Here is a 12181-nt window from a genome sequence, read left to right as displayed (position 1 = left end):
ATGACAAAACGCACCGTTCCTGAGGAAAGAATGAAGCCTGGGAGGGTAATCGGCGTACATGGCGCCTCCATTTGTTCTTATTGAATGCCCGGCTCTCCGGCCCGGCTTTGCACACGGCAATGGCACACATCTCACCGTTCCCAAGGGTTGCGGGCAAGCACTTGACGTGCACGTAAATCGCACTGGGCCGAGCTTTGCGGCAAGTTCTGTTTACAGCAACGGCAGATCACGGAAACCGCCCTACAGGGCTGGCAGCTTTGTAACGTTTTGTTTACGTAGCGGTTCAGAAACTTTCCAGTGCTTACGGAGCCGCCTGTAACACACGGTTTTTACAGGCAAAAAAAAGCCAACCCGAAGGTTGGCTTTTTCATTCAAGCCCTTAAGGGCGAGGCTTGTTGCGGGTGCTGCCTGGACGCTTGGGTGCAGGCTTGCCACGCTTGTTCATCTCGCTCGGGCGTTCCGCCACGGTGCTGCGACCACGGCCTGCATCCTTGCCCGGGGCTTCGCCACGAGGCTGGCGAGCCGGACGCTCGACTTCACCGCCACGGGGTTGACGGGCTGGACGCTCGGTTTCACCCCCACGCGGTTGACGAGCCGGACGCTCGGCTGCGGCTGCACCCTCTTGTGCCGGACGCAGCGTACGCACACGCTCACCACGGCCCAGCGGACGGGTGGATTTGCGCTGCAGACGCTCCAGCTTGTCCTTGGACTTGTGGTTCAACACCGGCATCGCCACCGGGGTCAGACCAACTTCAGCCGCGAGGATATCGACTTCCTGCTGGCTCATTTCGCGCCAGCGTCCCATCGGCAGGTCGGAGTTGAGGAACACCGGGCCGAAACGCACGCGCTTCAGACGGCTGACCACCAGGCCCTGGGACTCCCACAGGCGACGCACTTCACGGTTACGGCCTTCCATCACCACGCAGTGGTACCAATGGTTGAAGCCTTCACCGCCAGGCGCTTCCTGGATGTCGGTAAAACGCGCCGGACCGTCTTCGAGCACGACACCGGCCTTGAGGCGGGCAATCATGTCTTCGTCGACTTCACCCCGCACACGCACCGCGTACTCACGGTCCATCTCGTAGGAAGGGTGCATCAGACGGTTGGCCAGCTCACCGTCAGTGGTGAACATCAGCAGGCCGGTGGTGTTGATGTCCAGGCGACCGATGTTGATCCAGCGGCCTTCTTTCGGCCGTGGCAGGCGGTCGAACACGGTCGGACGGCCTTCCGGGTCGTCGCGGGTGCAGATCTCGCCATCGGGCTTGTTGTACATGATCACCCGGCGCACGGTCTCGGCGGACTCTTCACGCTTGATCAGACGGCCATCGACAGAAATCGCATCATGCAGATCGACGCGCTGACCCAGGGTGGCATCGACGCCGTTGACCTTGATCCGGCCCTGGCTGATCCAGGCCTCGACGTCACGACGCGACCCCACGCCGATACGGGCGAGAACTTTTTGCAGTTTCTCGCCTGATGGCGGCAATGGCTGGGTTTCTTGCAGGTCTTTTTCACTCATGCTGGGCACCTCCCGGTGTAGGTATTGAAAGCTGATTGGGCGAACAAGCGCCAAAAAGGTCGCGAATCATACGCTGATCACGCGCCGAGCGCACCTGAGACTAGCTGAAATTCTCCGGGCCGACGCTTAATTCTGCCCGAAGGCCACTGCTTACTGCCTTGGCGTTTCCGGCTCCGGGTCAAGGGCCTGGGTCTCTTCAGCCGCAGGTTCTTCATCGAGCAGGTCGTCAAAGTCGGTCTTCAGGCCCTCCTCCATGGTGTCGAGCTCGACCAACAGGCTGCGGAAGCTGGTTTCTTCCTTGGGTTCCTCTGGCTCGGCGCTTTCATCGGCGAGGGCCTGCAGATGCGCCGGCACCGGGGCATCATCGAGTTCCAGCACCGGCTCTGGTTCCATCTCGCGTAGATCGGCCAGGGCCGGCAGGTCATCGAGGTTCTTCAGGTTGAAATGATCGAGGAAGGCCTTGGTAGTGGCGAACATCGCCGGTTTGCCCGGTACTTCACGGTAGCCAACGATGCGAATCCATTCACGTTCGAGCAGGGTCTTGACGATGTTTGTGTTGACCGCCACACCGCGCACGTCTTCAATTTCGCCGCGGGTGATGGGCTGACGATAGGCGATCAGGGCCATGGTCTCCAGCAGCGCGCGGGAGTAGCGCTGCGGTCGCTCTTCCCACAAACGGCCGACCCAGGGGGCGTAGTCTTCACGGATTTGCAGGCGATAACCCGACGCCACTTCCTTGAGTTCAAAAGCGCGCCCCTTGCAGGACTTGCTCAATACTTCCAGGGCTTTCTTGAACACGGCAGGTTCAGGGCGCTCGGCTTCTTCGAACAGCTCGAACAGCCGGTCCAGTGATTGCGGTTTTCCCGAGGCCAGCAAAAAGGCTTCAAGCAGGGGCGCCAGGTCGCGCGGATCGTTCAGGTTCATGGCGTTGCTCGTTGTCACTCAGCCCGGGCGCGGACGTGGATCGGCGCAAAGGGTTCATTTTGCACCAGTTCGATCAAGGATTCCTTCACCAGTTCAAGAATTGCCATGAAGGTCACCACCACGCCCAGCTTGCCTTCCTCAGCCGTAAACAGCTCGACGAACGGCACAAAGCCGCCACCCTTGAGGCGTTCGAGCACTTCACTCATGCGCTCACGGGTCGATAACGCCTCACGGCTGATCTGGTGATGCTCAAACAGATCGCCGCGGCGCAACACCTCGGCCATCGACATCAGCAACTCTTCCAGACTGACTTCCGGCAACAGTTTGCGCACCTTGGCCTGAGGCGCTTCGAGGCGTGGCACGATGATCTCGCGCCCGACCCGGCTAAGCCCGTCGATGCCCTCGGCCGCCGCCTTGAAGCGTTCGTACTCCTGCAGGCGGCGAATCAGCTCGGCACGCGGGTCCCCCTCCTCTTCCTCGATCTCGGCCGATCGCGGCAAGAGCATGCGTGACTTGATCTCCGCCAGCATCGCCGCCATCACCAGGTACTCGGCCGCCAGCTCCAGGCGCACGGTCTTCATCAACTCGACATAGCCCATGTACTGCCGGGTGATCTCGGCCACGGGAATATCGAGGATGTCGACGTTCTGCTTGCGGATCAGGTAGAGCAACAGGTCCAGCGGCCCCTCGAAGGCTTCGAGGAACACTTCCAGAGCGTCCGGTGGAATGTACAGGTCCACCGGCATTTCGGTCATGGCCTCGCCATAGACCAGCACCAGTGGCAGTTCCTGCTGAGCGCCTGCTTGTGGGTCGCTGTGCGGCTCGGGGGTGGACGCCTGACTCACGCTTCGACCATGAACGGTGCCGGGTCACCACAACCGACGCGGATGACTTCAGGCTCATCGCCACTCAAGTCGACCACAGTCGACGCCTTGAGGTCGCCGTAGCCGCCGTCGATGATCAGGTCTACCTGCTTCTCCAGGCGTTCGCGAATCTCATAAGGGTCAGTCATGGGCTCTTCATTGCCCGGCAAGATCAAGCTGACGCTCATCAGCGGCTCGCCAAGCTCTTCGAGCAACGCGAGCAGAATAGGGTTCTGCGGCACACGCAAGCCAATCGTACGGCGTTTTTCGTGCAGCAGCAGCCGCGGCACCTCACGGGTACCATTGAGAATGAACGTGTAGGGCCCGGGTAGGTGCGCCTTGAGTAGCCGGAAGACTCCGGTGTCGATCTTGGCGAACAGGCCCATTTGCGACAGGTCGCAACAGATCAGCGTGAAGTTGTGGTTCTTGTCCAGCTGGCGCAGGCGCCGAACACGCTCCACGGCATTTTTATCGCCGATCTGACACCCCATGGCGTAAGAGGAGTCGGTCGGATAGATCACCACACCGCCCTTGCGAATGATTTCGACGGCCTGTTTGATCAGGCGCGGTTGCGGGTTCTCCGCATGAATCTGGAAAAACTGACTCACATTCTCTTCCTGTTCAGACGGCCGCGATAGGCTGCTCATGTTTGAATCGACGCCACAAAGGTGGCAGGTCCTCTGGCAATGGCCGGTAGGCACCGATCTCACCCCAGGTGCCAGGGCCATGGAAGTCACTGCCAGCACTGGCCAGCAGACCGAACTCACGGGCCAGGATGGACATCGTGCCCACCTGTTCGGCCGGCATCATGCCGTTGACTACTTCCAGCGCCTGGCCGCCTGCTTGAATATAGTCGGCAATCAGCCGGCGGCGCTTGCTGCGTGTTAATTCATAGTGCATCGGGTGCGCCAGGCTGACCCAGGCATCGGCTTTGCGCAGGGTATCCACAGTCTCGTCGAGGGTTGGCCAGTGCAGCTTGACGTCGCCCAGCTTGCCGGCGCCCAACCACTTGCGAAAGGCCTCGGCGCGGTCTTTGACGTGGCCTGCACGCACCAGGAACTCGGCAAAGTGCGGACGCGCCGGGGCGTTGCCGCTGTCGCCCAGCTCCTGCTGGATGGCCCGTGCGCCCTCCAGCGCCCCCGGCATGCCTTTGAGCCCCAACCGCCGGTCGATTTCTTCGGCACGCAACCAGCGCCCACGGTGCAGCGACTCGACGGCTTCAAGCAAAGGCGCGGCGTCGAGGGCAAAATCGTAGCCCAGCACATGGATGGTCGCGCCGCCCCAGGTGCACGACAGCTCGATCCCGCTAACCCACTGCATGCCCAGGGCCTGCGCGGCGGCGCGGGCCTCGAGTTGCCCTTCAAGGGTGTCGTGATCAGTCAGCGAGAGCATCCGCACGCCGTGCTCATGGGCCCGGGCGACCAGTACCGATGGCGACAGGGCGCCGTCGGAGGCCGTACTGTGGCAGTGCAGATCAACATTCATAGGTGGCGCTTTCGCTGTCATTGATGTTTGTTATTATGCCGTCACATCCTGCTTCTGGCTGCCACTGTGAAACAATTCATCGATTTCATCCCGCTGCTCCTGTTCTTCATCGTCTTCAAGCTCGAACCTCGCGCCGTCGAATTTGCCGGTCACAGCGTCGAAGTCGGAGGCATCTTCAGCGCTACGGCCATGCTGATCATCAGTTCCGTGGTGGTCTACGGCGCGCTGTTCATCCGCCAGCGCAAGCTGGAAAAAGGCCAGTGGCTGACCCTGCTCGCCTGCCTGTTTTTTGGCGGCCTGACCCTCGCCTTCCACAGCGAAACCTTCCTCAAATGGAAGGCGCCGGTGGTCAACTGGCTGTTCGCCCTGGCGTTCACCGGCAGCCACTTCATTGGTGACCGCGTGCTGATCAAACGCATCATGGGCCATGCCATCAGCCTGCCCGAGCCCGTCTGGAGCCGTCTGAACGTCGCCTGGATCGCCTTTTTCCTGTTCTGCGGCGCTGCCAACCTGTTCGTCGCCTTCACCTTCCAGGACATCTGGGTCGACTTCAAGGTGTTCGGCAGCCTGGGCATGACCGTACTGTTCCTGGTGGGCCAGGGCGTGTACCTGTCCCGCCACCTGCACGACAGCGACCCCACCACTCCCAAGCCTGAGGATTGACATGCTCTACGCCATCATCGCCACTGACGTTGCCGAGTCCCTGGAAAAACGCCTGGCCGCCCGCCCGGCGCATATCGAACGCCTGCAGCAGCTCAAGGAACAAGGTCGCGTGGTGCTGGCCGGCCCGCACCCGGCTATCGACAGCAATGATCCAGGTGCCGCCGGCTTCACTGGCAGCCTGATCGTTGCCGAATTCGACTCCCTGGCTGCGGCTCAAGCCTGGGCCGATGCCGACCCGTACATTGCTGCTGGCGTGTACGCCAACGTCATCGTCAAGCCGTTCAAGCAAGTCCTGCCGTAATCCGCTACATGCGGTGCGCCGTGATGCGCACCGCATTCCCTGCTTTTACTGACGCAACTGCTCATTATTCTCGTCTTGCCGCCGACAACCTGCTGAATCGACAAGAATCAGGAGTCCCCATGCGTCAAGGTCCGTTGTCCCTGCTGCTGTGCCTGTTGTTGCTGAGCCCGCTCACCCAGGCCGAAGAGCCCACTGCCTCAAGCACCCCGCTGTCGCTCAGTGCCGGCAGCCAGATCACCGAGTTGCAACAGCGCCTGCAGGAAAGCGAACGCCTGCGCGAAGCGCTGACCCAGCAACTGCACAATGCCGACAGCGAACGCGAAAGCGCCCAGCTCACCCGCCTGCGCCAGGAGAACCAGCGCCTCAAGCTGACCCTCAAGGAACTTCAGGCCAATGCCCCGGAACGGCTGATCACCGACCAGCAACAGTGGTTCGTGATTGGTGGTGCAGTTGCCCTCTTGGCGGCACTCTGCGGTATCTTTGCCAGCGGCGGACACAGAAAGCGTCGGCAATGGTTGAATTGAGTGAGTCATGAGCGAGCTGTTACTGATTGATGATGACCAGGAACTCTGCGAGCTGCTCGGCAGCTGGCTGACCCAGGAAGGTTTCGTGGTAAGGGCCTGCCACGACGGCCAGAGCGCGCGCAAGGCCCTGGCCGAGCAGGCGCCGGCGGCGGTGGTGCTGGACGTGATGTTGCCCGATGGCAGCGGCCTGGAGCTGCTCAAGCAACTGCGCAGCGAGTATGCCGAGCTGCCGGTGCTGATGTTGTCAGCACGCGGCGAGCCGCTTGACCGCATTCTTGGCCTTGAGCTGGGCGCCGACGATTACCTGGCCAAACCCTGTGACCCGCGCGAGCTCACCGCCCGCCTGCGTGCGGTACTGCGGCGCAGTCACCCCAACGCCACGCCCAGCCAGGTCGAAATCGGTGACCTGTGCTTCAGCCCGGCCCGCGGCGTGGTCAGTATCGACGAACATGAACTGACCCTGACCCTCTCCGAAAGCCGCATTCTCGAAGCGCTGCTCAAGCAGCCGGGAGAGCCGCTGGACAAACAGGAGCTGGCGCAGATCGCCCTGGGCCGCAAGCTGACCCTGTACGACCGCAGCCTGGACATGCACGTCAGCAACCTGCGCAAGAAAATCGGCCCGCACCCTGACGGCCGTCCGCGCATCGTTGCCCTGCGCAGCCGCGGCTACTACTACAGCCTGTAATGTCAGCACGGCGCCCGGCCATCTTTACCTAAGCTTTACCCTTGCCTGACCGCCGTTGACCTTGATCTCCCTAAACTGGGCTCATCCGGTAATCACCGGCCCCCTGAAAGGAGAGACACCATGCGCAAGACCCTTATCGCCCTGATGTTCGCCAGCGCACTGCCAACCGTTGCCATGGCCATGCCAGAAGGCGGCCGGCACTATGGCGAGCACCACCGCGGTGGAGCGCCTTTCGCCCAGCTGGACCTGAGCCGCGACCAGCGTCAGCAGATCGGCAAACTGATGGGCGAACAGATGAAAAACCGTCAGGAAATCACCAAGAGCTACCTGGAAAAGCTCCCGGCAGCAGAGCAGAAAGCCCTGAAAGAAGAGCTCAAAGCCAGCAAGGACAAGACCCAGGCCGACATTCGCGCCCTGCTCAAACCTGATCAGCAGAAGAAATACGATGAGCTGAAGAAAGAGCAGGAAAAACGCCAAGCCGAACTGGAAGAGTTCAACGCCTGGAAAGCTGAAAAAGCCAGCAAGGCTCAGTAAGCTGTCAGCCACCCCACCCGGCCTGCCCTTGTGCAGGCCGGGCTTTTTGTCGTTGAAGGAGCCTCCCTTGCGTTCATTGTTCTGGCGCATCCTGGCCAGCTTCTGGCTGGCCATTGCCCTGGTCGCGGGCCTGTCGATCCTGCTCGGGCATATGTTGAATCAGGATGCCTGGATCCTCAGCCGTCATCCGGGCCTCAATACCCTGGCGCAGAAATGGACCCAGCGCTACGAACAGCAAGGGCCGGATTCGGCGCAGCACTTTCTGGAAAGACGCAAACGCCACTACAACATTGACGTACAGGTCCTCAACGACAGCGGCGAAGCGGTGGTGCCGGGCACCTTCCCGCGGCGTGCGGCGGCCTTCGAGGCGCGTCGGCACAACGACGACCGACGCCTGCCCTGGCGGCGCCTGACCGAGGAATACACCAGCCCTGAGAGTGGCGATACCTACCTGCTGATCTACCGTATTCCGCACCCGGAACTGGATGCCTGGCACCGCGACAGCCTGCTTTGGCCACTGAGTGCGTTAGGCATTGCCCTGGTGGTGCTGACCCTGTTCAGCCTGTTCGTGACGCTCTCCATCACCCGGCCATTGAGCCGCCTGCGGGGTGCGGTGCATGACCTTGGACAGACCACCTACCAGCAAAACAGCCTGGCACGCCTGGCCAATCGCCGCGACGAGTTCGGGGTACTGGCCAATGACTTCAACCGTATGGGCTCACGCCTGCAGAGCCTGATCGGCAGCCAGCGCCAACTGTTGCGCGATGTCTCCCATGAACTGCGCTCGCCGCTGGCCCGCTTACGCATCGCCCTGGCCTTGGCGGAACGAGCCGGGCCGGAGCAGCGCCAGGCGCTGTGGCCGCGCCTGACGCGCGAATGTGACCGCCTGGAAGCGTTGATCAGTGAAATCCTGGTGTTGGCACGGGTCGATGCCGAACAGGCGCGGGCCGAGCCGGTGGACCTGGATGCTGTGTTGCAGTCGGTGCACAAGGACGCCCAGCTCAGCGCGCCGGAGCAGCAGATTCTGCTGCATCAGGAAAGAGGACTGAGCCTGCAAGGCTGGCCAACCCTTATCGAGCGAGCGCTGGACAATCTGCTGCGCAATGCCCTGCGCTTCAATCCGCCCGGGCAAATGATCGAAATCACCGCGCTGCGGGACAACGAGCGCATCGTAATCAGCGTGCGCGACCATGGGCCGGGAGTGGCTGAAGAATACCTGGCGCAACTGGGCGAGCCGTTTTTCCGTGCACCTGGACAGAGCGCGGCGGGTCATGGCCTGGGGCTGGCCATTGCGCGCAAGGCGGCGGAGCGCCATGGCGGGAGCCTGACACTGGAAAATCACCCGCAGGGCGGGTTTGTTGCCAGGCTGGAGTTGAGTGCCTGATCTGGAATCGTATCGCGGGGCAAGCCCGCTCCCACCGGTTCTACATCCCCCTGTGGGAGCGGGCTTGCCCCGCGATCAGGCCGATCAGCCCCAGGCAGTCACGAAATCAGCCGTGGCCAGCACCGGCGCCGTACGCGGCTCGTTCAGCGGGGTCCCGAGGTACAGGAAGGCAATGATCTCCTCGTTATCCGCCAGCCCCAGGCCCTTGGCCACATGCTTGCTGTAAGCCAGCTCGCCGGTACGCCAGACCGCGCCGATACCCTGGGCATGCGCTGCCAGCAGAATGCCATGCGCCGCACAACCGGCCGCCAGACGCTGCTCCGAGGCGGGCACCTTGAAGTGATCGTGCAAACGCGCAATCACCACCACCAGCAATGGCGCACGCAATGGCATGGCGCGGGCCTTGTCGAGGGCGGCCTCAGTGGCGTCACCTTCAATTTTCACCGCTTCGGCCAGCAGTGCGCCGAGCTTTTCGCGGCCCTCACCCTCGACCGTCAGAAAGCGCCACGGCCGCAGCTGGCCGTGATCTGGCGCCCGCAACGCGGCCTGAAACAGACCCTCGCGCTGTGCGGCATTGGGCGCGGGCTCCACCAGGCGTGGTACGGAAACACGGTTGAGCAATGCGTCGAGAGCCTCCATCGGCTACCCCCTAAAGAGAAATGTGCAGCTATTCTAGCGTTTACTTAAAAAGGTCCATAGGTAGAATGGCGCCCTTCCGTTACGAGTCAGAGCAGATCACATGGCGTTGCCGACCTTAAGGATCATTGGTTTCATCATCGGCATCTTCCTGATCACCCTGGCGATCAGCATGGTCGTGCCCATGGCCACCCTGGTGATCTTCGATCGCACCGGTGACCTGCCGTCATTTCTCTGGGCCAGCATGATCACCTTTGTCGCCGGCCTGGCCCTGGTGATCCAGGGGCGCCCGGAACATGTGCACCTGCGCCCGCGCGACATGTACCTGCTGACCGTCAGCAGCTGGCTGGTAGTGTGCATCTTCGCCGCCCTGCCGTTTCTGCTGACCCAGCACATCAGCTACACCGACGCCTTCTTCGAAAGCATGTCCGGGATCACCGCGACCGGCGCTACGGTGCTCAGCGGCCTGGACAGCATGTCGCCGGGCATCCTGATGTGGCGCTCACTGCTGCACTGGCTCGGCGGTATCGGTTTTATCGCCATGGCCGTAGCGATTCTGCCACTGCTGCGCATCGGTGGCATGCGCCTGTTCCAGACCGAATCCTCGGACCGTTCCGAAAAGGTCATGCCGCGCTCGCACATGGTCGCCAAGTCGATCGTTGCAGTTTACGTCGGCTTCACCGCCCTGGGCGGCGTGGCGTTCTGGCTGGCGGGCATGAACGTGTTCGATGCGATCAACCATGCCATGTCGGCAATCTCCACCGGCGGTTTCTCCACCTCCGACCAGTCCCTGGCCAAATGGGACCAGCCTGCGGTGCACTGGGTGGCAGTGGTAGTGATGATCCTAGGCAGTATGCCCTTTGCACTCTACGTGGCCACCCTGCGCGGCAACCGCAAGGCACTGATCAAGGACCAGCAGGTCCAGGGCCTGCTGGCCATGCTGCTGGTCACCTGGCTGGTGCTCGGCACCTGGTACTGGGCCACTACCAAACTGCACTGGCTGGATGCCTTGCGGCACGTGGCGCTGAACGTCACCTCGGTGGTCACCACCACCGGCTTTGCCCTTGGCGACTACAGCCTGTGGGGCAATTTCTCGCTGATGCTGTTCTTTTACCTGGGCTTTGTCGGTGGCTGCTCCGGCTCGACCGCCGGCGGGATCAAGATCTTCCGCTTCCAGGTCGCCTACATCCTGCTCAAGGCCAACCTTAATCAGTTGATCCACCCACGGGCGGTGATCAAGCAGAAATACAACGGCCACCGTCTGGATGAAGAGATTGTCCGCTCGATTCTGACCTTCTCGTTCTTCTTTGCCATCACCATCTGCATCATCGCCTTGCTGTTGTCGTTGCTTGGCGTGGACTGGATGACCGCGTTGACCGGTGCCGCCAGCACGGTCTCCGGGGTCGGCCCGGGCCTGGGCGAAACCATTGGCCCGGCCGGCAACTTCGCCACCCTGCCGGATGCGGCGAAGTGGATTCTGGCGGCCGGCATGCTGCTCGGACGCCTGGAGATCATTACGGTGCTGGTGCTGTGTATGCCGGCGTTCTGGCGTCACTGACCAACGCTTCGCCGCCCTCGGCACACGCTGGGGCAGTTGCACTGGCGCCCATGCGTATCCGGTACTCGCCAGGGGTGGCGTCGAACCAGCGGCGAAACGCCCGGAAGAAATTGCTCGGATCGGCAAACCCGAGCAAATAAGCCGTTTCCAGCAAGGTCATGCTCGGCTGCGTCAGGTACTGTTCGGCAAGCTCCCTGCGGGTATCGTCGAGCAGGGTCTGAAAACTGGTGCCCTCTTCCTGCAAGCGCCGCTGCAAGGTGCGCTGGGAAAGATGCAGGGCCTGAGCCACCGTCTCGCGCTTGGGCTCGCCCTGAGGCAACACCCGGCACAGCACCTGGCGGGCACGGTGGGTCACGCGGCTTTCGGAAAATCGCGCCAGGTACTCACCGGCAAAGCGATCATGCAAGATGGCCATAGCTTCGTTGGCCGTCGGCAGCGGCGCTTCCATGTCGGCACGTTCGAACACCAGCGCATCAACCGCCGCAGCAAACACCAGCGGGGCATGAAAGGCGGTTTTGTAGGGCGTCACATCCTGTGGCTGCGGCCCCTGGATCAACACCCGCCGCGGCTGAATCACCCGCCCGCTGAGCCAGCTGCACAACGCCAAGGCACACGCCAGCGAGGCCTCGGCACTGTGCCTGGTGGGCGGTAGATGGTCGCCGTGAACGGTGAGGATCAAGGCGTAGCCGTCCGGTTCCAGGCGGAAGCTCAGATCGGAGCTTTCGGCAATAATGCGCTGGTAGCGCACCAGGCGCTCGAACCCTTCGGCCAGGGTGCGGCTCGACATCAAGGCGTATCCGACCACGTGGAATGACGCCGGCCGGACCACCCGGGCCATGTTCAGGCCAATCGCCTGGTTGCCGGAAAGATCGACCGCCAGTTGCCACAGACGGGTCATGGAGTCCTGGGTGAAACGTGCGTCGGGGTCGTCCAGCGCGGCGAAATCCAGGCCGAGTTGTTTGAACATGGCACGGCAATCCAGCCCTTCCAGCTCGAGTGCCTTGACGATCCCTGATGCCCAGCTTGCTGACGTGGTTCTCTCGCTCATGGCTGGCTTCTTATGTTCGAACTGACCGCTCCTGCGGCGAACGCAAAGGATACTCAA

General features: G+C 62.1%; 13 protein-coding genes and 1 pseudogene. 7 read left to right on the top strand and 7 right to left on the bottom strand.

The features are described 5' to 3' along the window. Positions 1–379 precede the first annotated feature (379 nt). The 5 genes and pseudogenes from rluB to NPS47_RS14195 all read right to left on the bottom strand — a co-directional run bounded on the left by rluB (position 380) and on the right by NPS47_RS14195 (position 4791). On the bottom strand, positions 380–1519 hold the full coding sequence (rluB, locus tag NPS47_RS14215) for a 23S rRNA pseudouridine(2605) synthase RluB (protein ID WP_274295530.1): 1140 nt from the start codon (positions 1517–1519) through the stop codon (positions 380–382). 165 nt (positions 1520–1684) lie between these two features. Then, a pseudogene (gene scpB / locus NPS47_RS14210) lies at positions 1685–2443 on the bottom strand (SMC-Scp complex subunit ScpB); the annotation flags it as partial. A gap of 14 nt (positions 2444–2457) precedes the next feature. Further along, on the bottom strand, positions 2458–3156 hold the full coding sequence (locus NPS47_RS14205) for a segregation and condensation protein A (protein WP_274295601.1): 699 nt from the start codon (positions 3154–3156) through the stop codon (positions 2458–2460). A gap of 128 nt (positions 3157–3284) precedes the next feature. Then, entirely contained in the window at positions 3285–3914 is a 630-nt protein-coding gene (locus NPS47_RS14200; RefSeq protein WP_274295600.1) for an L-threonylcarbamoyladenylate synthase, read from the bottom strand. Positions 3915–3927: 13 nt separating this feature from the next. Further along, positions 3928–4791 carry a PHP domain-containing protein gene (locus NPS47_RS14195; protein ID WP_274295529.1) on the bottom strand — a complete coding sequence of 288 codons (864 nt, stop codon included), beginning with the start codon at positions 4789–4791 and terminating at the stop codon, positions 3928–3930. A 66-nt stretch (positions 4792–4857) separates the two neighbouring features. Between NPS47_RS14195 and NPS47_RS14190 the strand changes: the two genes are divergently transcribed. The 6 genes from NPS47_RS14190 (at position 4858) to NPS47_RS14165 (ending at position 8882) form a co-directional block, all read left to right on the top strand. Further along, complete coding sequence (locus tag NPS47_RS14190) at positions 4858–5454, top strand: septation protein A (RefSeq protein ID WP_274295528.1); 597 nt, start codon at positions 4858–4860, stop codon at positions 5452–5454. 1 nt (position 5455) lies between these two features. Continuing rightward, positions 5456–5755: a YciI family protein gene (locus tag NPS47_RS14185; protein ID WP_274295527.1), complete on the top strand. Its 300-nt coding sequence runs from the start codon at positions 5456–5458 to the stop codon at positions 5753–5755. A gap of 119 nt (positions 5756–5874) precedes the next feature. Beyond that, positions 5875–6279, top strand: a complete 405-nt coding sequence (locus NPS47_RS14180) for a translation initiation factor 2 (protein ID WP_274295526.1) — start codon at positions 5875–5877, stop codon at positions 6277–6279. A gap of 7 nt (positions 6280–6286) precedes the next feature. After that, a complete protein-coding gene (locus tag NPS47_RS14175; RefSeq protein WP_274295525.1) occupies positions 6287–6964 on the top strand; it encodes a response regulator transcription factor in 678 nt (225 codons plus the stop codon). A 120-nt stretch (positions 6965–7084) separates the two neighbouring features. After that, positions 7085–7498, top strand: a complete 414-nt coding sequence (locus NPS47_RS14170; RefSeq protein WP_274295524.1) for an LTXXQ domain protein — start codon at positions 7085–7087, stop codon at positions 7496–7498. A gap of 67 nt (positions 7499–7565) precedes the next feature. After that, a complete protein-coding gene (locus NPS47_RS14165) occupies positions 7566–8882 on the top strand; it encodes a sensor histidine kinase (RefSeq protein WP_274295523.1) in 1317 nt (438 codons plus the stop codon). Positions 8883–8966: 84 nt separating this feature from the next. On the opposite strand, the gene NPS47_RS14160 is transcribed toward NPS47_RS14165, so the two are convergent. Continuing rightward, positions 8967–9521, bottom strand: coding sequence for an NAD(P)H nitroreductase (locus tag NPS47_RS14160; RefSeq protein WP_274295522.1), 555 nt, complete (start codon positions 9519–9521; stop codon positions 8967–8969). A gap of 100 nt (positions 9522–9621) precedes the next feature. Here NPS47_RS14160 and NPS47_RS14155 point away from each other — a divergent pair, with 100 nt between their 5' ends. After that, positions 9622–11076 (top strand): TrkH family potassium uptake protein, encoded by a 1455-nt coding sequence (locus NPS47_RS14155; RefSeq protein ID WP_274295521.1) that lies wholly within the window; start codon positions 9622–9624, stop codon positions 11074–11076. Here the strand turns inward: NPS47_RS14155 and NPS47_RS14150 are convergent. Beyond that, positions 11033–12124 (bottom strand): AraC family transcriptional regulator, encoded by a 1092-nt coding sequence (locus NPS47_RS14150; protein WP_274295520.1) that lies wholly within the window; start codon positions 12122–12124, stop codon positions 11033–11035. The two genes, NPS47_RS14155 and NPS47_RS14150, sit on opposite strands and share 44 nt — an antisense overlap. Positions 12125–12181 lie beyond the last annotated feature (57 nt).

Origin of the sequence: Pseudomonas putida (genome assembly GCF_028682475.1) — a bacterium.
GTDB classification, from domain to species: Bacteria; Pseudomonadota; Gammaproteobacteria; order Pseudomonadales; family Pseudomonadaceae; genus Aquipseudomonas; species Aquipseudomonas putida_AG.
The sequence above is the reverse complement of the archived record's forward strand: the minus strand, read 5'-3'. Positions and strand labels throughout refer to the sequence as shown.

Coding starts and splice junctions, on each gene's coding strand:
- NPS47_RS14155 (WP_274295521.1), top strand. CDS start 9,622: ATGGCGTTGCCGACCTTAAGGATCATTGGTTTCATCATCGGCATCTTC.
- NPS47_RS14160 (WP_274295522.1), bottom strand. CDS start 9,521: ATGGAGGCTCTCGACGCATTGCTCAACCGTGTTTCCGTACCACGCCTG.
- NPS47_RS14170 (WP_274295524.1), top strand. CDS start 7,085: ATGCGCAAGACCCTTATCGCCCTGATGTTCGCCAGCGCACTGCCAACC.
- NPS47_RS14180 (WP_274295526.1), top strand. CDS start 5,875: ATGCGTCAAGGTCCGTTGTCCCTGCTGCTGTGCCTGTTGTTGCTGAGC.
- rluB (WP_274295530.1), bottom strand. CDS start 1,519: ATGAGTGAAAAAGACCTGCAAGAAACCCAGCCATTGCCGCCATCAGGC.
- NPS47_RS14195 (WP_274295529.1), bottom strand. CDS start 4,791: ATGAATGTTGATCTGCACTGCCACAGTACGGCCTCCGACGGCGCCCTG.
- NPS47_RS14150 (WP_274295520.1), bottom strand. CDS start 12,124: ATGAGCGAGAGAACCACGTCAGCAAGCTGGGCATCAGGGATCGTCAAG.
- NPS47_RS14175 (WP_274295525.1), top strand. CDS start 6,287: ATGAGCGAGCTGTTACTGATTGATGATGACCAGGAACTCTGCGAGCTG.
- NPS47_RS14185 (WP_274295527.1), top strand. CDS start 5,456: ATGCTCTACGCCATCATCGCCACTGACGTTGCCGAGTCCCTGGAAAAA.